The organism is Lactobacillus sp. W8093 (assembly GCF_016100925.1).
GTDB classification, from domain to species: Bacteria; Bacillota; Bacilli; order Lactobacillales; family Lactobacillaceae; genus Lactobacillus; species Lactobacillus helsingborgensis.
This window is the reverse complement of sequence record NZ_JACFRL010000014.1, coordinates 1-25,364: the sequence shown is the minus strand read 5'-3', so window position 1 is coordinate 25,364 and position 25,364 is coordinate 1. Positions and strand designations below refer to the sequence as shown.

General features: G+C 37.2%; 21 protein-coding genes. 13 read left to right on the top strand and 8 right to left on the bottom strand.

The window, feature by feature from the left end; all coding sequences use genetic code 11:
* Nucleotides 1-136: 136 nt before the first annotated feature.
* A complete protein-coding gene (locus H3T47_RS08955) occupies nucleotides 137-973 on the bottom strand; it encodes a LysR family transcriptional regulator (protein ID WP_199283225.1) in 837 nt (278 codons plus the stop codon).
* Nucleotides 974-1,088: 115 nt separating this feature from the next.
* Here H3T47_RS08955 and H3T47_RS08950 point away from each other — a divergent pair, with 115 nt between their 5' ends.
* The 3 genes from H3T47_RS08950 (at nucleotide 1,089) to H3T47_RS08940 (ending at nucleotide 6,067) form a co-directional block, all read left to right on the top strand.
* Nucleotides 1,089-2,558, top strand: coding sequence for an FAD-dependent oxidoreductase (locus H3T47_RS08950; protein ID WP_199283224.1), 1,470 nt, complete (start codon nucleotides 1,089-1,091; stop codon nucleotides 2,556-2,558).
* 245 nt (nucleotides 2,559-2,803) lie between these two features.
* On the top strand, nucleotides 2,804-4,024 hold the full coding sequence (locus tag H3T47_RS08945) for an MFS transporter (protein ID WP_199283223.1): 1,221 nt from the start codon (nucleotides 2,804-2,806) through the stop codon (nucleotides 4,022-4,024).
* Nucleotides 4,025-4,117: 93 nt separating this feature from the next.
* Entirely contained in the window at nucleotides 4,118-6,067 is a 1,950-nt protein-coding gene (locus H3T47_RS08940; protein ID WP_199283222.1) for a M13 family metallopeptidase, read from the top strand.
* Between the two features lie 83 nt (nucleotides 6,068-6,150).
* Here H3T47_RS08940 and H3T47_RS08935 read toward each other — a convergent pair whose 3' ends face one another.
* From H3T47_RS08935 to H3T47_RS08915, 5 genes are all read right to left on the bottom strand, one after another.
* Nucleotides 6,151-6,351, bottom strand: coding sequence for a hypothetical protein (locus H3T47_RS08935; RefSeq protein WP_199283221.1), 201 nt, complete (start codon nucleotides 6,349-6,351; stop codon nucleotides 6,151-6,153).
* Nucleotides 6,344-6,976 (bottom strand): DUF3990 domain-containing protein, encoded by a 633-nt coding sequence (locus H3T47_RS08930; protein WP_179853388.1) that lies wholly within the window; start codon nucleotides 6,974-6,976, stop codon nucleotides 6,344-6,346. Before H3T47_RS08930 ends, H3T47_RS08935 begins: the two co-directional genes overlap by 8 nt.
* A 234-nt stretch (nucleotides 6,977-7,210) precedes the next feature.
* A complete protein-coding gene (locus H3T47_RS08925) occupies nucleotides 7,211-9,241 on the bottom strand; it encodes a KUP/HAK/KT family potassium transporter (protein WP_038524291.1) in 2,031 nt (676 codons plus the stop codon).
* A 120-nt stretch (nucleotides 9,242-9,361) separates the two neighbouring features.
* A complete protein-coding gene (locus H3T47_RS08920; protein WP_199283220.1) occupies nucleotides 9,362-9,805 on the bottom strand; it encodes a hypothetical protein in 444 nt (147 codons plus the stop codon).
* Between the two features lie 239 nt (nucleotides 9,806-10,044).
* Nucleotides 10,045-10,908 carry a hypothetical protein gene (locus H3T47_RS08915; RefSeq protein WP_199283219.1) on the bottom strand — a complete coding sequence of 288 codons (864 nt, stop codon included), beginning with the start codon at nucleotides 10,906-10,908 and terminating at the stop codon, nucleotides 10,045-10,047.
* Between the two features lie 206 nt (nucleotides 10,909-11,114).
* On the opposite strand from H3T47_RS08915, the gene H3T47_RS08910 reads away from it, so the two are divergent.
* From H3T47_RS08910 to H3T47_RS08870, 9 genes are all read left to right on the top strand, one after another.
* Nucleotides 11,115-11,336: a DUF1659 domain-containing protein gene (locus tag H3T47_RS08910; RefSeq protein WP_199283218.1), complete on the top strand. Its 222-nt coding sequence runs from the start codon at nucleotides 11,115-11,117 to the stop codon at nucleotides 11,334-11,336.
* A 39-nt stretch (nucleotides 11,337-11,375) separates the two neighbouring features.
* Nucleotides 11,376-11,624 (top strand): DUF2922 domain-containing protein, encoded by a 249-nt coding sequence (locus H3T47_RS08905; protein ID WP_199283217.1) that lies wholly within the window; start codon nucleotides 11,376-11,378, stop codon nucleotides 11,622-11,624.
* 530 nt (nucleotides 11,625-12,154) lie between these two features.
* Entirely contained in the window at nucleotides 12,155-13,936 is a 1,782-nt protein-coding gene (locus H3T47_RS08900) for an SLAP domain-containing protein (protein ID WP_199283216.1), read from the top strand.
* 136 nt (nucleotides 13,937-14,072) lie between these two features.
* A complete protein-coding gene (locus H3T47_RS08895; RefSeq protein ID WP_199283215.1) occupies nucleotides 14,073-14,912 on the top strand; it encodes a hypothetical protein in 840 nt (279 codons plus the stop codon).
* A gap of 236 nt (nucleotides 14,913-15,148) precedes the next feature.
* On the top strand, nucleotides 15,149-15,640 hold the full coding sequence (locus H3T47_RS08890; protein ID WP_199283214.1) for a sigma-70 family RNA polymerase sigma factor: 492 nt from the start codon (nucleotides 15,149-15,151) through the stop codon (nucleotides 15,638-15,640).
* A 121-nt stretch (nucleotides 15,641-15,761) separates the two neighbouring features.
* On the top strand, nucleotides 15,762-16,979 hold the full coding sequence (locus H3T47_RS08885) for a glucosaminidase domain-containing protein (RefSeq protein ID WP_199283213.1): 1,218 nt from the start codon (nucleotides 15,762-15,764) through the stop codon (nucleotides 16,977-16,979).
* 45 nt (nucleotides 16,980-17,024) lie between these two features.
* Nucleotides 17,025-18,176, top strand: a complete 1,152-nt coding sequence (locus H3T47_RS08880) for an SLAP domain-containing protein (RefSeq protein ID WP_199283212.1) — start codon at nucleotides 17,025-17,027, stop codon at nucleotides 18,174-18,176.
* Nucleotides 18,177-18,330: 154 nt separating this feature from the next.
* A complete protein-coding gene (locus H3T47_RS08875; RefSeq protein WP_199283211.1) occupies nucleotides 18,331-20,160 on the top strand; it encodes a cation:proton antiporter family protein in 1,830 nt (609 codons plus the stop codon).
* 297 nt (nucleotides 20,161-20,457) lie between these two features.
* Nucleotides 20,458-21,246 (top strand): SLAP domain-containing protein, encoded by a 789-nt coding sequence (locus H3T47_RS08870; RefSeq protein WP_199283210.1) that lies wholly within the window; start codon nucleotides 20,458-20,460, stop codon nucleotides 21,244-21,246.
* 196 nt (nucleotides 21,247-21,442) lie between these two features.
* Here the strand turns inward: H3T47_RS08870 and H3T47_RS08865 are convergent, their stop codons facing one another.
* Together H3T47_RS08865 and H3T47_RS08860 are read right to left on the bottom strand one after the other, a co-directional pair.
* Entirely contained in the window at nucleotides 21,443-22,414 is a 972-nt protein-coding gene (locus tag H3T47_RS08865) for a Gfo/Idh/MocA family protein (RefSeq protein ID WP_199283209.1), read from the bottom strand.
* 150 nt (nucleotides 22,415-22,564) lie between these two features.
* Nucleotides 22,565-23,335 carry a hypothetical protein gene (locus H3T47_RS08860; RefSeq protein ID WP_109586772.1) on the bottom strand — a complete coding sequence of 257 codons (771 nt, stop codon included), beginning with the start codon at nucleotides 23,333-23,335 and terminating at the stop codon, nucleotides 22,565-22,567.
* A gap of 641 nt (nucleotides 23,336-23,976) precedes the next feature.
* On the opposite strand from H3T47_RS08860, the gene H3T47_RS08855 reads away from it, so the two are divergent.
* Nucleotides 23,977-25,364, top strand: a 1,388-nt coding sequence (locus H3T47_RS08855) for a MucBP domain-containing protein (protein WP_233335891.1), incomplete at its 3' end; no start/stop codon positions are given.

Sequence of the window (25,364 nt, the reverse complement as noted above, 5' to 3'; positions counted from 1 at the left end):
TCTTTAAGCAAGTTAAGCGCTTGTAATTTTTGTTTGACGGTAAATTTAACCATAGTAAAACCCTCCAGTTGGATTTTTGTCCAATCTAGAGGGTTAACTTCATGCAGCAGATGGCTGTAATCATCTTTTTTGTTAGTTAGATTTTTGCAATTAGCTTTTTGGTAATCATATTAGCGTCGCTCCGGTAAAAGAACCCAACGTCCGCGTTAAAATGCCAATTGACTTTTTTACTTATAAGCGGAGAACAAGAGCTGGCTAAAGTTTCATGGACTAGAATAAGGTAATTTTTGACGATAGCTTCGTTGACGAGTGCCTTGTTAAAGACAGAGTAGCTAATCAAGTGGGTCTTTTGACAATTACTTTTAATAAAATGCCTGATCTGTCCCGATTGTTTTAAAACAGAGCTATTAATAATGAGTATTTTTTGCTTATCCAAGTCGGAAATCGTCAATTTTTCTTTTTGCGCCAGCTTGTTTTGTGGCGGAATAGCTATTAGCAATGGGCTAGTGGTTACCTTTTTGAATAAAAAGCCTTGTTTAGGAATGGGTTCTTGGGAATATAAACATTCTATAAGGTCAATGTTTTGCGGGATTTTTTCATAGTCTTTAATCTCTTGAAATTTTAGTTGGACATTATTTGCGCGTAAAAAATCCAGCCAAAACTTATCAAGTAAGTTGGTCGTGCTTAGGTAGCCAGTGCCTACTACTAGCGTGCGCTGGTATTTTTTCATTATTTCTTCGGTTTCTAAGTATACCCGCTTAATTTTACGGCATTGCTTTAAAAATAATTTGCCAGCTTCGGTTAAAGTAACACCGTGTGAATCACGCTTAAATAATTCACAGTCCATTTTATTTTCTAATAAATTAATCTGTTGCACTACGGCTGATGGCGATATATATAATGTCCTGGAGGCAGCGGAAAAGCTGCCGGCTTCTGCTACTGTGAAAAAAGTGTCAATTTCATGGTCATACATTTTTATACCTCATATAGTGTTAAGTCTAACCTTAACTCTGCATGTGCACAATCAAGAAAGCGCTTTTTAATGAAAATAATATAATTTAGTTAGATACAAAAAGGAGTGAATCTTTATGACTAAATTTGATATTGTCGTTATTGGTGCTGGCGCTTCGGGAATTGGCGCAGGCTTAGCTGCTGCACAGAACGGCGCTAAAGTTGCGCTTTTGGAAAAGGGCGCTAAGTTTGGCGGTGCCGGTAAGTTCGGTGCCCAAGGGCTGTTTGCGGCTGAAAGTGCAAAGCAAAAGGTAGCAAACGTCAACTATACTGTCAAAGACGCTTATGAAGAAATAATAAATTATACCCACCATTCTTCCAATGCCAGAATGACTAAAGCTATTGTCACTAAATCGGCTTCTACAATTGACTGGCTTAAAGAAAATGGTTTAGATACAGAGCTTGTAACCAATACCCAAGAAGTACACCAAAATCACCCCCGGACTTATCATCAGTTTATAGATAAATTTAATGGTTTTGACAGAGTAATGAACAACTTTAAAAAAGCTGGTGGCGTCTTACTGACTGAAACAACCGGTAATAAAATAATTCAGGAAAATGGTCGGGTCACTGGAGTTGAAGTTGTCCAAAATAATCAAACCAGTATTTTAGCAACTAAGGCAGTCATTTTGGCTGATGGCGGTTTTGTTGGTAATAGACAGGAAATTGCCCAAAGTCTGGCAATTGATCCGGATGATTTATACTCAATGGGCGAAAGAAAGGCCACTGGCGACGGCTTAAGAATGCTGCAAGAAGTTGGTGGAATTAATAATTATAAGCGAATATTTGAAAATCATGCCGCTACGGTTTTTTCAGCCTCTAATCCTAAATGGCATAATGACACAATATTTACGTTAACGTGCTTGCCTTTTTTATGGATAGATAAAGAAGGCAAGAGGTTTACCAATGAAGATTTAGTATACGATTTTGCTCTTTGGGGCGACACGGTTTATGCCAATGGTGGCTACTATTATTTCTTGTTAGACCAAGCTCTAGTTGATTATTTGAAAACTGCCAGTCTTAATTGGACCAGCTCTTTTGAAAGAACTTTTAGATTATTAGACGGTCAGCCTATGACACATAAGGTAGGACCATTTGCTGAGATTGAAAGTGACTTGCAAGAAGCTGTGCAGGAAAAGGCGGCTTATAAAGCTGATACTATTTTAGAATTGGCTGATAAGATGAATGTTGATGCTAAAGTGCTGCAGCAAAATGTTGCCCGCTACAACGAACTAGTCACAAAGCATGATGACACTGATTTTTATAAAGATAGTTCGTTTATGTCAATTTCGGTGGCCAAAGCACCGTTCTATGCTGTACGGGCAAATTCGACTACACTGGGTACTGTTGGCGGCGGACTCGTGAATGAAAACTTTGAAGCGCTAAATGCTAGCCGCAAAGTTATTCCTGGAGTTTATGCGGTTGGTAACAATGCCTCCGGAATGTTTGATTCGTCTTATCCAACAATTGAAGGCTTGAGCAATGCGTTTGCGTGGAATTCAGGTCGGATTGCCGGTGAAAAAGCAAGTGAGTTTGTAAGGGAATAATAAAAAACTATTTAAGTCAGCTTTAATAGATATGAATAAAGAAGACTGATAAGCCGTTATGTTTAGCGGGTTTAGCAGTCTTTTTATTTGCGCTTGGCAGGGATACTATAATCCTACTTTTTCCCCAACATGGTTATGAATACTAATGAAAATCTCTCGTCTTTTTTGTATTTAAAAGGGTGTTCATTTTTAATACTTCTTGCTAAACTGGTAAATGGAATCTAAAAATAGAAAGGACTGAATAAATGAAACTTAAACATGATTCTAATGAGGAAACAGAAATTAAGTTGCGCTGGCTTTTACTGGGGGAGTTAGCAACGTGGATTGGGTCGAGTTTTGTTTGGCCCTTAACTTCCGTTTATTTAAACAAACAATTACACATCAGCCTTTCTGTAATAGGGGTTGTTTTATTTTGCAATTGCGCCAGTAACGTTTTGGGTTCCCTAATAGCAGGTCGGCTATACGACCGAGTTAATCCGTACCCGCTAATCGTTACTGGACTGGGGCTTGATGCACTGGTCTTATTCTGTATGGCGTTTTTCCATGGCTGGCCGGAATACTGGTTTTGGCTTATTCTTACAGGTTGTATTAGCGGCTGGAATGGGACTTTAATCAACTCAATTGCAACCAGTTTGCGCAATTACTCGGGTCGCTATGTGTTTAATTTGGTCTATTTTGCCCAGAATGTAGGAACTGTTACAGGTACGCTGTTAGTAGGGTATCTGTATGATTTTTCAATCGAATTTCTGTTCCTTTTGGCAGCGTCATTATTTGCGATTGCCTGCATTAACGCCGCAATTCACTATCGCCCTATTAGTACTTATCACAAAAAGCGGCAAAAGAATGTTGCTGAAAAGGGTGAGAAACCTAAAAGTGAATCAATGCCTAAGTATAACTTTATGCTCATGATCGGATTTTTGATTTCACTTGCTGTGACTTGGCTCATGTACATGAACTGGGAGTCTAATTTATCCGTTTATATGGTTTCACTCGGGATACCATTTCATTTATATAGCTTGTTATGGACGTTAAATGGTGCAATTATCGTTACTGTGCAAGTGATTTTGGCACGCTTTCCGCATCTTTTTAAAAATCTTTTCCACCAAATAATTTTTGGGACGCTTATGTTTGCTATTTCATTTGCAACGTTGATTTTTGCCAAAGATTTTGCCCATTTCGCACTCTCAATGGTAGTTTTGACTTTGGGTGAGGCGACTGCTTTTCCAGCTGTTCCAGCTTATATTAACGACCTGTCACCTCTTAGCAGTAAGGGTAAATATCAGGGCGAAATTAATGTTGCGCGGGGAATAGGACAAGCTTTTGGACCACTGTTTGGTGGTTTAGTGATTGACCGGGCAGGCTATATTCCCTTTTTCATAATTGCTGCTTGCGGTATTTTTATGATGATTGTGCTTTTACTGCCACTCCATGCTAAATTGCGTAAGCACATTACTCTTTACAAGTAATTTGTAAAGACTTTTTAATATTAACAGCATGATTAAAATGATAATATTAATTTAGTCTATTTTTAATTTAAATGAAAAGGGAGGACTCTTTTAATGAATAAAAACTTCGCAGTTCGCGGCGGTAGTGGTAATATTATCGAACCCAATGTTGGGGCGCGTCCGCAAGATAACTTGTATTTAGCAATTAACTCTGAGTGGATTGAAAAAACCAAAATTCCTGAAGACCGTTCACGGATGGCTTCTTTTGACGGTATTGACGTTGAAGTTGAAAAGAACTTGATGCAAGACTTTGCAGATTTTGCTTCTGGTAAAAAAGAAATTCCGAATGTACCTAATTTGGCGGAAGCCGTTAAGTTGTATCAAATTGCCAAAGACTTTGATAAGAGAAATAAAGACGGGGCTGAACCAATTCAAGCTGATTTGGAAATGCTTGCCGGATTAAAGGACTTCTCAGATTTTAATTTGAATGCGCCTGATCTCAATACTATTACTGCAGTTCCATTTAGCTTTGATGTTGAACCAGATATGAAAAATACCAAGGTCAATGTTTTGTGCTTCTCGGGTCCCGGCACTTTCTTACCTGACACTACAACTTATGAAACACCAGATGCACCAAAATTGCTGGACACTTTGAAAAAGCAAACTGTTAAGCTGTTAACGATGGCTGGTATTGCTGAAGATAAGGCGCAAAAATACACTGACGACGGAATTAAATTTGACGCCAAGTTGGCAAAAGTTGTTAAATCAACTGAGGAATGGGCAGATTATCCTGCTACTTATAACCCAACCAAGATTGCTGACTTTGAAGCTAAGTTCAAGGAATTTAAGATTTCTTATTATCTTAAAGAAGTGATTGGTGAAGAACCAGACAGAGTAATCGTCCAAGAACCACGTTACTTAGATCACATTAACGAACTACTTAATAAAGATAACTTTGAAGAAATTAAAGGTTGGATGCTGATTAACTTTATCAACAATTCAGCTGCTGTTTTGTCACAAGATTTCCGTGATGCCGCATTTCCATTTAGTCAAGCTTTATATGGTCAGCCTAAATTATCCAGTGGTGAAAAGCAGGCTTATCACCTTGCAAATGAAACCTTTAGTGAAGTAGTTGGTGTCTATTACGGACAAACCTATTTCGGTGAAGATGCCAAAAAAGACGTTGAAGATATGATTCACCGTATGCTTGAGGTATATAAGGAGCGCCTGCAAAATAATGATTGGCTTTCCGAACAAACTAAGAAACGTGCAATCATTAAACTAGACGCATTGGTTTTGAAGATCGGTTATCCAAGTAAAATTGAAGAAATTTATAATCGCTTAAAGGTGGTTCCCGCCAGTCAAGGCGGCAGCCTTTATTCAAACGAGCGTGGCTTTGCAATTGAAGCTCAAAAGTATAGTTTTGAGCAATTACATAAAGAAGTAGACAGAACTGTTTGGGCAATGCCGGGTAACTTGGTAAATGCCTGCTATGATCCACAAAGAAATGACTTGACATTCCCTGCAGCTATTTTGCAAAAACCATTTTACGATTTGAAACAAGATAGAGCAGCCAACTTTGGTGGTATCGGTTCTGTTATCGCCCACGAAGTTTCCCACGCCTTTGATAACAATGGTGCTCAATTCGATGAATTAGGCAACATGGAGAATTGGTGGACTGACGAAGACTACGCTGAATTTAAGAAGCGGACGCAAGCTGAAATTGACTTGTTTGATGGTATTGAATACGGTCCAGTTAAGCTTAACGGTAAGCAGATCGTTTCTGAAAATATCGCTGATCAAGGTGGTTTGACCGCTGCAGTTGAAGCCGCTAAGAATGAAAATGATGATTTAAAGAAATTATTTGAAAACTTCGCGCGGATTTGGGCTAATAAGCAATTGACTGAGGCAATTAAGAGCCAGACTGCAGTTGATGTTCACGCGCCTGGTCCTCTGCGTGCTAACGTTCAAAGTCAATGTCAAGATGACTTCTACAAGACTTTTGACGTTAAGCCGGAAGACGGTATGTGGCTAGACCCTGAAAAACGTGTACACATCTGGTAATTAGTTTTAAAAACAAAAAAGAAACATTGCTCGACAATGTTTCTTTTTTTGTTAGCTTAATTTTAAACTCTATTACTTAAAAACTAAAGAGCTACAAAATCTACCAACTTTTCGTTAATTAATATTTGATAAGCATAATATTCAGGCCCAATGTGTTGCACAATGGAGTCGCTTGTATCAAGCTTGTCAATATATTTATTCATAATTCGCTGGGCTTGGTCTTCACTTATACCTTTATTCACAGCAAAGACGATCATTTGCTTAAGGAAAATATCTCTATCCATTGTACTTACACCTCACTATCTTAATTCGATCAACTGTTATCTGTTTGCATAAGCTTTCACTAATTAAAGCTAATTGATCATAACTTGTTTCATAATGTTTATTATAGACGCTCTTTTTAAAAGAGGCAAAGTCTTTATTTTCTTTATATTTAGTTACAGCGCTTGTCAAACTACCATCGGCTATGCAACCATAAACATATTCTAAGCTATCAAGTTGTTTGTAGCCCAAACGATTATTTAATACAAATCGTGCCCAATTTTCGTCCATCTCCGGAAATTCTTTTCCAAGTCCTGTTAGTATATTTTTCATATTAATAATTACTATAGCAGGATCTAAATTATATAAACCTAAAGATGACTTTCTAACAGCCCATTTAATAGCCTGACTTTTATTTGAAGTTAAATAAAAAGCTGGTCCAAAATCATACGTATTAGAGGGAAGATGCTTTTTTGCAAATAGAGGGTCTATTCCATTTTTTAAAATTGATTTTGCAGCATTTAACGTAGTACCATGATACCAATATTTATTATTCTTATAAAAATTGTTTGATTTTGATTTACAAGATAGCATTATACCTCCAGCGCTATTGTATCTTCTAAAGCTATGGTTTAAATTTATTGTCAAACGATTTAAATCTGCTTCTGCTTCTTTGAATTGAAATAAAATTTTATTAACTTACCTTGCTATTCTAATAATAAGTATGATTAATAAGCTAAAAACTCTTTTTTATTTTGTCATTATTTATGTGTTTAATCCTTGTTTTTTTTAAATAAAGCCGTCTTAATACTAGAGAAAATAATCAATTACTTAGAAATAAAAATCGCACCTGTAAATTTGTTCTACAGGTGCGATTTTATATTAATCAAATTCTTTATTCTTTAGATTAGAATAGTCGCGTGGCGCAACTCTCTTGATGTGTAAATTATGTCTTGGTTTGCCTAAGATAAGAGGTACCTGTTCGACAACAGTGTCGGTGTATTCCAAGCCGAACCAAGATGCTGGATTAGATGAAAGGTTCTGTAACCAGACTCGTGCTTTCAACATCACTTTTTCAAAGCCCTTCAATCTTGTAAGGGGACTGACAGCTTCATTGACGATTACAAACGAGAAGTCACCTACTTTACGTCCTGGGGTAGTGGTGTAATCTTGAGGTTGTGCTTCAATTGTGCCATCTTTGATCAAGTCGTGAACAATTTGACGCAAGTAAACGTTAACGCTGGTTTGCTTTTTAAACCCGAGATAAAGTTGCACATTAATGACGTTTTTAGTGCCATAAGTATTAACGGCATATCTGGCAGTGAACGGCTCGTTAGTGATGTTAACTGTTACAAACCAATATGCCTTTGCTCGTTTAGGTCTTTTATCCAAAATAGAATACATAATCTCACGCTTAATAAATTTATTGTATTTAACTTTGGCCATGTAAACCAAGTTAGTAGCGTAAGTGGGGTAATCATCATCGTGGCTTAAATCCGTCAGCATATCAGTATATTCGTCTAACCGCACATAAGTATGAGCACCTTCGTGCTTATCGCGCACTTTGTTACCAAAGTACCAGATGAACATAATGACACCAATGAAACCAGCAATTAAGACGGTGACATAGCCTCCGTGCATAAATTTGGTCAGACTGGAAATCAAGAACATGCCCTCAATAAAGCCAAAGGCAAGTAGGAAGCACAGACGCAATATTAGCGGATGATGTTTTGAACCCAAGTATTCAAATAAAAGCAGGGTAGTCATCAACATGGTAACTGTAATTGACAGACCATAAGCTGCTTCCATGTGTTCTGATGTCCGGAAGAAAATTACTATGGCAATAGTAGCTATACAGATCATTTTATTTACCGATGGAATATAAATTTGACCATGCTTGGTCGTAGGATAATTAATATTCATTCGCGGCAAAAACTTTAAACCACTGGCTTCTGAAACTAGTGTAAACGACCCTGTAATCAATGCTTGAGAAGCAATGATTGCGGCAATGGTAGCTAAGATAATCGCAAATAAACGCAAATCATCGGGCACAGCTTCAAAGAACGGGTTAAGTTCACCGCCATGAGGCTGATAATTAGGGTTTTGCAGTATCCAAACACCTTGACCCAGATAATTTAAGGTTAAGCAGAGAAAAACATAGGGCCATGATCCCCGAATATTGCCTTTACCGACATGACCTACGTCGGAATAGAGGGCTTCCGCACCAGTAGTGGCAAGGAAGATAGAACCTAGAATAAAAATACCTGCCTTGTTGGAGGGACTAAACAGAACTTTAATTGCCCATACAGGATTAAGTGCTTCTAAGATCGACCAGTCATTCGTCATATTGTAGACGCCGATTATGCCTAAAAATGTAAACCACACAAACATGATTGGACCAAAAGCTTTGCCAATACTGCTGGTGCCAAGCATTTGAATTGAAAACAGCACCAGCAAAATTGCAATCGTGATGATGATAACAGCATTTTGGTTAGGTACAGGAACGCTGGAACCAAAGTGCATATTCTTAAGTCCCTCAATCGAAGTGGTGACCGTGACCGCTGGCGTCAACGTGCCGTCAGCTAGGAGTGCTGCTCCCCCGATTAGAGCCGGCATGACCAGCCACTTGGCACGTTTACGTACTAATGCGTATAACGCAAATATTCCGCCTTCACCACGGTTGGTGGCTCTAAGAGCAATCAGGACGTACTTCACGGTGGTTAATAATGTTACCGTCCAAAAAATTAAAGAAATTGACCCTAAAATCAATTCCCGATTAACGTTGGCAATACCACCATTTCCCGTAACGATTGACTTCATTACATAGAGCGGACTAGTTCCGATATCACCATATACAATTCCGATGGTAATTAATAAACCGGCAGCTGAAATCCGCTTCTTATTTTTATCCATAGTAATTATGTACTCCCATAGACAATATTTTAAAGTTTGCTTTAAGTAAAAAAGAATGTCATCTTGGCATTCTCTTTTAAGTATCTATTTTGTTCTTTTTTTTGCTATTACACAAGTAAATTATGATAAAGAAGTAGGAATATTATTGCGACGATCTTCGTACCAGTTGTCCCAATCATCGTATGATGTCATCTTGGTGGCGTCAACATTATCTTTGTCTGCAATTTGATCAATTATATTTTGGAAATTTTGTGCATGATATTGCAATACATGCTTAACTAATTCCTTGCGGGTAAAGTGAATGTTGTCCAGAAGATAGTGATTAATATCAACCATGTTGGAGTTATCATCGTACAAGTTCATGATTTCTAAATCGCGTTGATTAAACTTGGAAATATAAAAATCAGCAAAGACTGTTAAATGTTCAGGTTGCTCAGCAAATTCTGCCTGTGGCATAGTAGTCCATTCAGCATCGGGCATCACAACCTTGATTTCTTCTTTTTTGTCTTTTTCTTGTTCTTTTTCGTTATCTTTATCTGTGCTATTATTTTCTTTTTCAGTCAAAGCAAGACACTCCTTTAATAAAAATAGGAAACGTGAAAGTCAATAGTCATTTTACAGAGTTTAACCTATAAAAGCAACTATTGAACCAATTTACTATCTACATAATAGTAGTTTTTGTCAAAAATTAGCAATTTAGAGCATTTAGTCTATTTGTAAAAATTGCGCCAGGGGAATGAAAAAAGCACCATAACATCAATTTACGGCGCTTTTTAATCATCACTTTTAAAGAAAAGGACTAACTATGGCTTAAGATAATTCTCAACGTCTTTTCTAGTGATTTTGCTTGGCTTAGTGCGCCCAGATTTTCTGTAGAGGTCGATTAAGTCTTGCGGACTCCAGGACATTGAATCATAGCCGAATTTGCCTACGCGTTTACGCAATTGCGCAATCTGCTTGTTGGTAACTGTCTTGCCGTGTACTTTATGGTTACCCATTGCACCTGCGCCAGTCTTACCGGCATTACCGGTGTCTTGACCACTGCCGGAAATAGAATTGTAACCTTGGCTGGAAGTGCCATTATTATTTTGTTTAGCTGCCTTCTGGTTGGCTGCAAGTCCTTTTTCGGCTTTCTGCTTGTATTGGGTGTAATACTTGCCGTCAATATAAGGCAAGTCCAGTACTTTTTGGTATTGGTCAGCCGCTTTAAGATATTGCTTAGCAACTTCTGCTTCAGTTGCCGCTAAAAAGATAGGTTGAATTTCATGTTCATAATTATCTTGAACATCTTCAATAGTAGTTTTTAGTTTCTTACCTTGTTTAACTAAGACCGCATAACCATTAGCTTTGTTGATTACGCTGGTTGTTTTGCTTAATGCGTTATCATATTTACCCTTTTTAGTTGCACTAATTGCAGATAGCATATTGTCAGATTGATTTTTGTAGGCTTTAGCTTGGTCAGTATTTTTGATCTTAAAAGCTTTAGCAAAAGCAGAGCTTGCTTCTGAGTAGTCCTTGTCTGCAACAGCGTTTTTACCGGTGGTCATTGCACTATTATAGGAAGCATTAACTTTATCACTATTTGATTTCTGGGTTGCGTAAAAAGCGCCACCAGCGATAGCGATAATTACTACTGCCACAATCGTACCAATTGTCGTTTTTTTCATAATAGGAAATTATCCTCCTTACTAATACTTAGTTTAATTATAGATTGTTTAAGTAGATTTGACTACTTAATGGTGCTTTTCACATAAGGGTAGAAAAATTCTCCATAAAAAATGTTACATTTTACCATTTTAATTCGTTAGTAATAGTGTAAGACAGCTAGCGCGCGGGTTGATTACAAAAAAGCAGCAAAGAAAGGCAAATTAAGATGAATTTTCAATTACTAGAACAATCAGTCCAATATACATTTTTAAATTCTAAATATGGTAGTGAGGGAATTAAGACGCGAGTTTTGAAGAACGTTAAAAAGGGTGCAGCAGCTGGTGGATTAGCAGAAGTTGGGTTGGCACTAGCCAAACTGCAACGCGATGAACTGGCTGCAGCCACTCTGGTGCAAAAGCAGGGCATTCCCTTAGATGATGAAGAATAAAAAATTGGCTAAGTAATATTCAAGATGGGAGAAAATAATATGGTAATAAAAAGCAAAACTTTACGATTAGTATTCTTAAATGGTGCAAACAAAAAGGTTAGTCTGTCTTTGCCCAATGCCGCTGATAACCTCGCGGCAACAGAAGTCAAAGCCGCAATGGCGGCGATAGCAAATGCCAATGTGTTTGCACAAGAAGGGGTGGATCTCTATCAAACTCCACAATCTGCTTCATACGTTGAACGAACTGTCACTAGTTTGTTTGATGATACTGCGGCTCAGCCAATGTAATCTCCAGCTGTTGGAGCTAGTTAGCAGAATAATTGCTAAGATTAAGCAGATTTTTCGTTAAATGCCAGTATTTAAATGAAGAAATCACGTCTAAGAATAGTTAGGCGTGATTTTTACTTTATTTCAAATTTTTTTGTTATTATTTTGTAAAATTTTATGTAAAATAAAATATCTTTTTTAACCTGATTAAGATAAAAGAACATTGAATGTATTGCTGTAAAGCGGGTTTTTTACTACTGACAAAACCTAGATTTTGTTAGCAATCTGTAAGCGTTTGTTACAAAACTATGTTAAATAACTGCTTGTCTTGCAATTTAGGCAAAAGGTAGGTACAATAAGAAATGTGGTAAGTAATAGCTATGCTTCAGGTTCGAAGCCTGTACGCATGCGCGTTCTTCAGCTCGAAAGCTACCTCATAAGAGTTATAAACTTATGAATTCGGCTTGAAGGGTGTTGTAACAATGTAGGCTCATCACGACTGAACCTATAGCCTATTACTATTTTGTATATACACAAGGAGGAAAGACCACATGAAGAAAAATTTAAGAATTGTTAGTGCTGCTGCAGCTGCTTTATTAGCTGTTGCTCCAGTTGCTGCAACCGGTGTATCAACAGTATTTGCTGCTGATACTCCTGTAAGTGTTGACGGATCAACAACTACCAATACTGCGAATGTTGCTAAGTTAACTTTAAATGTAACTAATGCTGCTAGCCTAGTAGGTAATGATTCACCATCTAAAGTTGCTGCTTCTATTTCAACAACTACTTTACCTACTGGAGCAACTGTTGTTCCAGCCAAGGCACAAATTTTTGCTGTGAATGCAGATAATACTGTAGCAACTACACCAACTACTGATAAATTAGTTGGTGGTCAAAAATATGTTGCTAAGGTTGTTGTTTCTATTACCGGCTTGACTAGTCTTGCAGGAAAGAATGGTGGACTTACAGTTAACGAAAAAGCTTATGACGTTAACGGTTCAGGAATCGCCACTGGCATTGAATTAACTAGTAGCCCATTTACTGTTCCAGATTCTACTTTGAAGGGTGCACCATACGTTACATACAAAGATAACGGTAAAGATGTAATTGCTGATACTGGTTCTGTAGATCTTGACTCAAATAGCTATTCTGTAAAGGGTGTTGCTGATAAGATTGATGCTTCAAGAACATCAAATGGAACAAATGGCAAGTACACTGCTGCTGTAAGTGTTAAAGGTGATGGTGCTGCTACAGCTTCATTCCTTAACCTTGAACAAGATGTTAAAGATGCTTTAACTGCAGCTGGCGTTACTGTAAAAGCTGATGGCAGCTTTGATAAGCCAGCAGCTCCATTTACAGTTACTACACATGTATTTGCTACAAATGGTAAGACTGCTACGTTTACTGTACGCGTTAACCCATCAGCAACTGTTGGCGATCCTACATTCCCGAAGATGACTTACAATAGTCAAAAATACTTTGGAACTCAAACAATTGATTCAATAGGTGATGCTAAATTCAATTATGTTCCAGTAAATGGTGTAGTTGACACTAAGGCTATTCAAGACGCTTTCACAACAACTGTTAGTGATACTGATCCAACTGTTATGATTCCTACTGTTGATGCAAGCAAAGTTAACACTAAGGTTGCTGGTAAATACCCAGTTACTGTAAGTGCAACTAATGCAGAAGGTAAGACTACTAAGGTTACCTTCATGTTAACTGTTGGTGTTAAGGGTGCAGAATACAAGACTGTTCAATCTGATGGTGACATTCCAGTTTACAAGATTGATGGTAACGTTGTAACTGACTCAAAGACTACTGTTAAGAATGGTGACACAATTGCTGTCTTTGGTGACCCAATCAAGGTTGGCGAGAAGTCATACACTCGTATTAACAGTGCTGACTCAGACCTTTACGTAGAAAGCAAGTATGTTGACGGTTCATTCAAACCTGCAGACAAGGTTAAGAAGACTGTTATGCACAACTCATATATCTACGACAAGGATCACAAGCGTGTTGGTACTGACATGTTACGTGCTTACTCCACTGTTGAAGTAATCGGTGCAGCTACTAAGCTTGCTGACGGCAGCTTGGTTTACCAAATCGGTGACAACAAGTTCGTAATGGCTGACAACATTGACGGTACTTCACGTACATTGACTCACAATGCTTACGTATACAAGACCAGCAAGAAGCGTGCTGATGGCCGCGTATTGAAGGCTGGTACTAAGGTTACTACTTACGGTTCACCTTACACATTCAAGAATGGCAAGGCTTACTACCGTATCGGTGGTCCTAAGAAGCAATACGTTAAGGTTGCTAACTTTTAATTAATTGTTTAATTAATTACAAAAACGGAAACGAATTATTCGTTCCCGTTTTTTGTTTACTCTTTTTCTTCTATGCAAGCGGTAACAATTCTAGTATAATTGTATTACTTAACTTTAATTGAAGGAGAAGTAAACAGTGATTAGTAAAGAAAGTGATTTTTGGAATTTACCGGCAAATAAGAAGTATCGTATTTGGTCGCAAAAATTGTTGCAAGAAAGAATAGAAGACAAAGAAGTAGTCAAGTATGTGGTTAACGATGATTGTTACTGCGTTAATCCTGCTACTATGGCTTTATATCAATTTCAAAAGCAGCCGCTCTTAGGCAAATATAAAAGTGTGATTTTTGATTGTCAGCAGGGTATTATTCTAAGTTGTCGCAGTACAAAAGCCCACCTGACTTCATTCAGTCAAAGATGTTTATTTGCGGGCCTAGAATTTCAAAGAGAATTTGCCCGTCATATTAACTTAGCGGGACACAATGTGATAGCGACCGGTCGTTTAGCTTATTTTTCCTTACGTAGCTATAATACGGGTAATATTGATTGGGTAGCGTTACATAATATGGTTGGCTTCAAGACCTTGCGGAATAATGTCACCGCTTTTGAAACGCTCAAGCACAATCAGTTTAGTTATATCTTTACCTATGAGGATTGCAGCCGTCATATTCCCCATAAAGTCAGCGACAGCTTATTTTTCAATCATGCCCTTTATCTTCTAAGTACTTCCCACTTAGAGCAAAATCTGGGTTGGCAGGTCAAAAGCTTTCAAGGTAAGTCCCTTATTGATCAAACGTCTTACTTTCACCCACATCAATCTCTTAAAGAGTTATCTCTTAAAACAGTAATGTCTGAATTGTTGGTTAAGAAGCACATTCGCTATGGTAATTATCTAGCAGACTACTATGAACTGCCGCAATTATTAGACGCGCATCACATTGCCTATGCGAATAGTACAAGACCTGACACTTTGTTTTAAAAACAGTACACGAATTAGTTCACAATTCGTGTATTTTTTTAATCTTTTTTTCACCCATTCTTTCTCTTTAAATAAGCTATCAGCAGCTAGTATATTAAAAATTATAATAAGTATTAGATTAAAACCAGCGTAATTAAAATTCAGGTAAACTCTTGCTTTTTAATATTTGCCTTATCTTGCTAATCTAAAGAGGCACAAGCGCTTGTGACACATAAGAAAAAAGAGGTTAGTCACAAATGAAGATTAGTAAGGAAGCTTTTTTAAGAGCATGGCAAAATCAAAAATTAGTAAGAGGCGCATTGAAGTCCGCGCATGTCAGATTGGACTATACTAATTATGAAGACTTTTTACTTGAGGGTATTATTGTTTACGCCGAAATGTTAACTAAATTAACTGGCATGAACCAAATGGAAGTTGATCGCTTGAGTTTTCGCAAAATTATCTGGCATACCATTGATTTATTGCGTAAGGATAAACAAGTAGCTGAGTTGGAAGTACCAGCAGAAATTTCCGGGCAAATTGAGCAATTAAATAACTGGGATAATCAATTAATTCTTGCCCAAGAACTCACGGAAATGTCGCAATTAGAGCGGATGTTATTTTTTAATCATCTTATCGAAGGGCAGACAATTAGCGCTTTAGCCCAGCAAACTGGAATAAGTCGCGTGCAACTGCAAAGACTGAAGCATAATCTATTAGCCCATTTGCGGGAAGTCTTAGAAAGGTAAATTACTATTTGTAATATAAAACTATTAATATTACTTTTTGACTACAAATAAGGAGAACCTATTGTTAATACTTTAATTGCCCGATACAATAAAGATGTCGGTTAAGGAGGAACTATTATTTATGAACAAAAGACTAATCACTGGTATTACTGCTGCTATGCTTGGTGCAGCAGCAATGGTGCCGGTTACCAACAACCTAATTGCCAGTTCTCCAGCACGCGCTGAGAAAGTTTCTGCAGCTACCGCAGATGAAACCACATTTTTAAACACTGCCGTTAAACAAGCACAAAAAGTTTCTAAGAAATATGGTTTATATCCATCAGTTATGATTGCACAAGCAATTGTTGAATCTAACTGGGGGCAATCAGGTTTAGCTGTCAATGCCAACAATCTCTTCGGTATGAAGGCTGATGATAGTTGGCAGGGTGCCACATATTCTTCTAAAACTCGAGAAGAAGACAAGAACGGCAAGAGCTATTATGTTACTGCCAAATTCAGAAAATACGATACCTACCAAGACTCGTTTGATGATAACGGTAAAAAGCTGCGCTTAGGCGTGACCTGGCAGCCTGATCGCTATCAGGGAGCATGGCTCGAAAATGCTGCCTCTTATATGGATGCCACTAAGGCTTTGACTGGGACATACGCTACCGCTAATAATTACAACACCATTTTAAATACTAGAATAACAAATTGTAACTTAACCCAATATGATCCTAGCGTTTCCACTACCAGTAAAACTTATATTGTCAAAAAAGCCGGCGCTACCTACGCCTGGCCAACTGACCACTCGGTATCCGCAAAGACGGATTCTGTAGCTAAAGGCGATGCTGTAACTGTTACTAAGACTATTACTTTTTATAACGGTAAGAAGCGTTTGTATATCGCCGGTAAAGGCTGGGTCAATGACACTATTTTAAACATGGGCAGTGCCTTACCACCAGCTTCTCAAGCACCAAAAGGTGATAAGAAAGTCAACAAGACCTTGATGCACAACTCTTATATTTATAATTCCAAGGGTAAGCGCGTCAAGAAAACTAAGGCGCTTAAAGTAGGAAATGGCGGCAAGGTAATTGCCACTTACGGCACCAAAACCATTAATGGTAAGAAATATTACCGCATTGGCGAAAACCAATATATTGCCAGTGGTAATATTGACGGAACAATGAGAATCCTGAAGCATAATGCCTTCATTTACAACGATTACGGCAATCGTGACAACTTGAAGGTGATGAAAAAAGGACAATCCGTTGCCACGTTTGGCGGTGCAATTACCATCTACGCCCAAAAGTATTATCGTATTGGGATTCACCAATATATTAAGAAAGGTAATTTTTAGACAAAGTCAGACTCTCGCACACAGAAATAAGGAATGAAAAGTTAGATGAAGATAAAGAAACTAATAACTACTATTGCTATCGGAGTAGGTTTAGTTGCACCTATTTTTAATGGAAATCGTACTCAGGTGGTTGAAGCTGCCTCAATTAACTCAATTGCTAAACAAAATAGTTATGTCGGCGTTACGTTTTTATATAAAATGTTGCAAACGCAAAATATTAAATATAATAAGTTTTATGCCAACGGTAACAAAATTAAGTATAGAAAAGGCAAGCCAGAAGGGATTGTAATTCATGAAACTGCAACTCCAGGAGCTTCCGCATACAATGAAGCCATTTACTTTAACCGTGAGTGGCAGAACATGTACTCTTATGTTCACGCTTTTGTTGACAGTAAGCAGGTTATTCAGATGATGACGCCTAATTATGGTGTCTGGGGTGCGGGCGCGATTGCCAACAACCGTTTTATCCAAATTGAACTTTGTCAGGAAACTACCAGAAATAAGTTTGCTAAGAGTGTTAATAATGATGCAATATACGCTGCGAAGTTGTTACACCGCTATGGTATTACGCCGGTGCATGCCTCCAACACTGGTAAAGGCACTATCTGGTCGCATCACGCTGTATCACGCTTTTTAGGTGGTACCAATCATACAGACCCAGATGGTTACTTTAGCAAGTGGGGTTATTCGATGAATGACTTCTTCGACCTTTTGAAGTATTACTATGACTTGCAGGCAGGAGAGACGGTCATTTCTAATATCCCTGATGATAATACGACTACAGATGATACTAGTAATGATGAAACTACTAATACCGATCCAGTGTCACAAGCGCCAACCGGCAAAAGAACTTTGATGCATGACGCATACACTTATAATGCTCAAGGTCAACGTACCGCGGCTGCTTTAAAAACTGCTGGGACTGTAGTAACAGTTGCTCAGGAAAAAGTTATTAACGGTAAAAAGTACTTGCAAATTGGGGAAAATGAATATGTTGTAGCCAGCAATATAGTTGGCTCAAACCGTGTTTTAACCCACAATGCTTATATTTATAATACTACCGGCATTCGTGTAGGTACTACAAAGTTATTAAAGGGTAAAACTGTGCGCACTTATGGCGGGCGCATTAATATCGGTGGTAAGATGTACTATCCTATCGACACTAACCGTTTCGTCAAAGTGGCAAATTTTAATTAATATGCCAGCAAGAACAGCAGGTTATGACAATGGTCATGACCTGTTTTTTGCGTCTCATGTTTCAGTAAAATAAGAATGCGTCCTATCCTTTTTGTTTTCGCTGACAGTCAATATTTTGTATAATCGACTAAGAATAAATGAGGAGGTAATCCTAGTGGCACAGTTGTCTTTATTCTTAGTAGTTTTATTTGCGCTAATCGTTCCTATTTTAATGGCACGATTGCAGGTTAATGCCGTACCCACTGCAGTGGCTGAGATTATTATTGGCATTATTCTGGGCGCAAGTGGTTTTAATATTGTGCGTCCCACACATGACCTGTCATTTTTATCAAATTTGGGTGTCATTCTTTTGCTGTTTTTGTCAGGGATGGAAATTAATTTTGAATTACTGAAACCAAGACGAAAACAGAAAAAAGAGCCGGGTCAAATAACCCCATTTAAAATTGCTCTTGAAGCTTTTCTCGGTGTAGCACTCTTATCGGTTTGCTTGGCATTAGTCTTAAAATCTCTGGGACTGTTTGGCGATACAATGCTGGCAACAATCATTTTTATGACGATTGCCTTAGGCGTGGTTATTGCCACGCTCAAAGAAAAGGATATTTTGGATAGACCAGTAGGACAAACTATCTTATTAACTGCAGTGCTGGGAGAGGTAATTCCGTTAATGCTGCTCACGGTTTACGCCGCTATCAATGGGGGCAATACCAAGCAGTTATGGCTGATTATTTTACTTTTTGGGGCTGCAATCATACTGCTTTGGCGTTTTAAACAGCCTTATTTATGGTTTGTTCAGGTAACAAAGTCAACCACACAATTGGATGTACGTTTAGCCTTCTTCTTAATCTTTGCATTGGTGACCGTTGCCGAAAAGGTTGGGGTTGAAAATATACTAGGGGCCTTTTTAGCGGGTATCGTTATGAAACTGCTAGAACCCAGCCAGCAAACGGCCGATAAGTTAACCTCAATTGGCTATGGCTTTTTTATCCCTATTTTCTTCATCATGACGGGAGTCAACCTCAACTTAAGATCACTTTTAGCGCATCCTAGTTCATTAATTTTGCTACCGGTCTTAGTATTGTTTCTGTTTTTGGTAAAATTACCGGTGGCGGTGATTTATGCAAAAAAATTTGGCGTTAGAAATGGTTTTGCCGGTGGCTTTCTAACAGCTACAACCATCACCATTGTTTTACCAACATTAGCTGTTGCGCGTAAATTAAGGGTAATTACCAGCTTGCAATCTGATGTTTTTATCCTAGCTGCTGTAATTGTTTGTATAATGTGCCCAATATTGTTTAACGCCATTTTCCAATTAAAACCGGAAGATCGTATTAAAGAAAAAGTGGTAATTATGGGAACCAGTGCTTTAACCGTTCCCGTAATGCACGATCTTAACGAAAACTGGTATGCGGTTAGGATGTTCACTACTAGCAGTGAACACTACAATACTTATAAAAGTCGGGTACCTGATCTGGAATTATTGCCTGAACTTACTGATGAGCAGCTTGAGCAGGCTGAGGTTTTCGTCGGTAATATTTTTGTTGCGGCATTGCGCTCAGATGAAACCAATTTGCGCCTAGGTCAACTTGCTAAAGAAAAGGGTAATTTTAAGCGCATCATTATTTGTCAAAAACGGGCTGACATTAGCAGGGTCGATCAATTGCGTGAGGAAGGTATGGAAGTTTTTGATCTAAGCAATGTAACTTCATCATTAATGCGGGCACTGATTGAATCGCCAGCGGTATATAGCGTATTGACCGACACCAAGAATGCAGTTTACTCGGTCGTGGTCCGTAATTCGCAATATGCTGGATTGCAACTGATGGATTGGGATTTAGCTGCTAATATCACAGTTAGCCGGATTAGGCGTGGTCACGAATGGCTTGTTCCTCACGGACATACTGTGATTGAGTCTGGGGATGAAATAATTTTTACAGCTAAATATCAGACTGCTAACCGGGTTCGGAGAGTTTTAGAGGAAAAATAGTTTTTGCAATAAATAAAAATGTGTGAAAATTAATTTTTTTAAATTTAATACGTAATATTAGTAAAATATAAAATATCATCTTGCAATATACAAAAAAATAGGGCTAAAAACTTTTATCAGATAATGATTATTATTGAAATTTACTGCAATATAAAAACGTAATTTATTAAACTTATACTCTTTTTTTTGCTTTCTTATAGTGCTAAAATAACTTCTATGTAACTCTATATGAGTTATAGCGCTCTGGTTTTTAACTAAGGACGTCGGAAATTGTCAATCGAAAAAGGAAGGCTCAAAATGAGTAAAAATAGTTTTTATAGGAAAATGATTGTTTCAGTTGCAGGTGCAACTTTATTAGCTGTTGGTGTTAACCAATTACCAACCAATGCTTTAGGCAGTGCTGCAACTGAGGTCAGTGCAGCTAAAAAGGCTACCAAGACCAAGAAAGTCGGCGCCAATTCTGCTGTTTACAAGCAAAAGGGCAAGAAGTTAGTTAAAACCAAGAAGACAGTAAAAGTAGGTCAAAAAGTTAACGTTCTTGGCAAAAAGACTGTTAAAGGCAAGGTATATTACAAGATTGGTAAGAACCAATTTGTTAAGGCTGTCAATCTTGATGGTAAAGTCGCTACAGTAGCTAAGAACACTGTTTTAGTTACTAGAAGCGGCAAAGCTTTGAAGAACGGCAAAGTTAAAAAGGGTCAAGAACTTAAAGTCTTTGGTGGTACTGTTACTATCAAGGGCAAGAAGTATTACTCAACTTTGGCTGGATACGTTAAAGTTAGTGCTTTAGCTAAGAAGGAGACTCCAGTAGATCCAATTTCTAATGGTTCAACTAGTTCAACTGGTTCAAATGGCTCAGCTGGTTCAACCAGCTCAACTGGCTCAAACGGTTCTAACGGTTCAGCCGGTTCAACTAGTTCAACTGGCTCAAACGGCTCAACCAGTTCTAACGGTTCAAACGGCTCAGCTGGTTCCAATGGTTCAACTGGATCAGATAGTTCAAATGGTTCTGCCGGTTCAGGCAGCTCTAACGGTTCAACCAATTCATCCAGTTCAGCTAGCTCAACTGCTCCATCAAAGAACTAGTACAGAGTAAAATAAAGTTTTGTTTTCTACAATTAAGTAACTAAATATAACTGAAAAAAGATCAGGTTTATCTTCTTAGTAAATAACTTCAAGAAATTTTTTGAAGTCTGAATAAGAAGTTCCTGGTCTTTTTTGTAAATAAAAAACGCGGCTCTCTCATCGTGTGAGATAAAGCTGCGCTTTTTAAATAGTTCTTTTACTGGTTTGAAACAGATTCTTTTGCTTTTGCTAAAACTGTCATAACAGCAATACTATGATTATAAAGCTCGTTTGCTTTTTGAACGTCATGACTATCAATAATTTTCACAAAGTCTGTAAACTCGCTAGCCATTCTGTGATCAAATTCATTAAAATTAAATTCGCTGTTGTCGCCGTCTTTGTGTTCAACCGTAAAGTTGGCTATTACTCCCGTGGAACCGTCGAAATAGATAGTACCTTTTTCACCTTCAATAAACGAACGTGGGGTGGTGTAACTGTCTTTAGCTGCAATTAATACTGCTTGCTTGTCCGGGTATACGAGATTGAGTATGCCGGAAGTGTCAATTTGTTTTTGCATTACCGGATAATACTGCACTTTTTCAGGTTTACCAAATAGACCAACGCATAAATGAATATTATAAATATTTAAGTCCATTAGAGTTCCGCCGTCTTTAGCCGGATCAAATACAGGTGCGATTTTACCTTGCAAGAAATTATCATAGCGACTGGAATATTGCGTGTAATTAAGAGAAATAATATGAATAGGGGCGATTTCAGCTACTTGACGCTTGATTGCTTTATAATTTGGCAAATGAATATTCGTAATAGCTTCAACGATAATGACATTATTCTTGTCAGCCAATTGCTTCAGTTCTTTTGCCTGAGCAACAGTTTCAACGTAGGGCTTCTCACAAATAACATTTTTGCCTGCTGCAATAGCTTTTTTAACCACCTCATAATGCAAGGAGTTGGGTACTGCGACATAAACAGTGTCTACGTTATCGTCATGACATAACTGATCGTTATCAGCAAATACCTCTTTGATACCATACTGCTTAGCCAAATCTGCAGCAATATGCTGGCTACGCTTTGTAGTTGAGATTGCCGTCAATTCCAGATCTTCAATTTTAGCGGCAGTTGTTAAAAAATCATGGACAATTTTACCACTACCAACAATTCCTAATTTCATATCTAGACCTCCGATTACTAATGAAAATATTTAAACAACTCTATAGTCATTTTATCTCATTAAGTAACCTAAAAGCACCATAATTATGATAGTTAAATATTTACTAAAAATAGTTGTTTTCATATAAAGACCTTTACTTTATTGTTCAAATTAGTTTGCAGGAGCGGGAGTGGCATTTTTTACTTCATCAGGTAACGTTAACGTATCGAACTGACCGAAATGACTTTTTCTCATTTTAACAGCTACCTGTGTTGATTTTGCTAAGGTTGCCTTAAGGGCATATTTAGAATCAATTATCTTCTGGTCTTTAATAGTGTATACGAAGGTGCACTTGCTGAATTTAAAGTTCTTGTGTAAATAAGAAGTATCTACTTTATTTGAGCCCATTAATTTTAGCATCGCATCGAGCATTTTTTGACCCTTCAAAGTGCCTTTGACAGTATAAGTACCATTTTTACTGGTGATTTTGGCTTTTTTACTCATTTCTTGGTAAATACTCTTGTTAAACTTCTGCAAAGACTTGCCATTTTTTAAGTTGTTTAGCTCTTTAACCAAATAGTCAGGCAGTTTATCGTATTGCCACTTGCCGTCTTGAATTGAATAAATGCGCTTGCTGTTTAAATCAACCCATTCATCCAATTGTTGAGTTTTTTTACCACTTTTAGCTGTGCTGATACTATGCAATACACCAGTTTGACCGCTAAAAATGGACTTTGTTTTTATGGTTGTTTTTTGTTTTCTGTATTTAGTTGTTGATATTTGGTCAGTTTGTGAACTAGTTGGTGTTTGTTCTTCTTTTTTGATAATAGAAATAGCCTGCTTTTTGCTTAAGGCAGCATCAACTGATTGAGTATGAGCTAAGCCACCGCCAACTAAAGTGGCAGACAATAACATAGCCGTCAAAAATTTCTTCAATTTCATAATTAATTTCTCCTATATTATTAAAAAATGGTTTACAAATTGTTTTGAATAAAGAGAAAAAGTCTAACTCTGTGTTTTTTAATTATTTCAGTAGATTCTAGGGTACATTTAACCTTGTCCAGATATGATCTCAGCCACCGCCAACTGATGTAGCAGATATCAATAAACCAAAATAAATTTCTTGAGTCTAATTCTTAAAATCTCCTTTTCTTTAATAACTTTATTGTATATTAAAAAAATAAAATGTGTATCTTTTTCTTTTATTTTTTATTAATAATTTGTCGGAATTAAAAAATATAATAAATTTGTTATTTTATCTTAGTACTTTCAGCTAATTTAGACGTTGATTTTACTAGGGGCTTCTGCTACAATTACGTTAATCCGTGTCATTTAATATACCGCGGAAAATAAACACTAGTGAATACATAAAATTACTTTTAAAAACATAAAATATTTAAATAATCCTAGATTTAAGTATTTTTTAAGAGAAAGGAACATTTATGTATAAAAAAAGAATAGTTGCTTTTTTTCTAGGTATATTATTATTTTTATTCTATGGAAATGTAAATACTACATATGCAGATACAAATAGTAGTCCTTATATTATAGTTGATAAAGATAGTTTTAATGACTATTTTAATTTGAATGGATCTGCATCTTATGATCAAAATGCAGGTGTAGTAACTTTAACACCTGCCTCAAAAAATCAAGTAGGATCCTTTACTTTAAATAGTAAAATTGATCTAAATACCAGTTTTTCATTGTTAGGATACATTAACCTTGGGGAAAATCCTAATGGAGGAGACGGTTTGGGTTTTGCTTTTCATGACGGTAACTCATCTGACCTTGGTAATGCAGGTGGCAATTTGGGAATTGCCGGCTTGCAAAATGCTATTGGCTTTAAGATAGATACTTTCCTTAATAAATTTGTGGCTCCAGAAAGTGATCTGAAAGGGTCAATGGTTAATCAAGCTGATTCTTTTGGCTTTGGCTTAAATCCAGATTCAGGCAACCCACCATATGGTGCGTTTGTTACCACGAGCAAAAAGCAGTTGAAATCCAAGAATGGAGTCCTTGTAGATAGATGGTGGGCTGAGGATGTGCCTGATAGTGCACAATCTCTTTCCAGTTCTGACATTGATGGTGAATTTCATAAATTTAATGTTAATTATGATGGTAGAAGCAGGCTTCTAACTATTAGTTTCACTCAAACAAACGATAATGTACTAAGGTGGACTAAACAGATAGATGATAGCTATTCTACAATGTCCCTCACAGTGACCGGATCAACCGGATCACTTATTAATGAACAACAATTTAAGATAACCAGTTTTTCATTTCAAGAAGCTGCTACTGTTGATGTAAAATATGTAGATACATTTGGTAAAACTTTGGCACAGGGAAAAGTAGATTATCCTTCAGGTGCTTATGTTAATGGCACATATAATACTGAAAAAATGGAAATCAAGGGATATACTTTCCAGAATATGGATGATGGAACTGTTACTGAAGAAAAAAGCCTGCCTGCTACAGGTACTTTGAAGAAAAATGGTAATAATGGAAGCATTATCTACGTATACAAAGCTAATAACTATCGCGTAAAGTTTGATCCCAATCAAGGTATCAACACAATGCCAGACCAACTTTTTACATATAATGTGGCTCAACTTTTAAATAAAAACATTTTTGTAAGAGATAACTTTGTTTTTAATAACTGGAATACTGCACCGGATGCTTCTGGAGTTACGTATACAGATGGTCAAAATGTCTTTAATTTAACAGATACTGCTAATGGCGTCATTACTTTATATGCACAATGGAAAAAGGCTAATTGTGCTGTAATAACCAAATACGTTGATGAGACAGGTAAAGAAATACATGATCCAGTCACTGAAACTGGTATAATTGGCACAAAATATGTGACAAAAAAGCTTGCTATTGAAGGTTATACATTAGATGAAAGTAAAATACCTGCTAATGCGACAGGAAAATATAGTGAAAACGATATAGTTGTAACCTATGTATACAA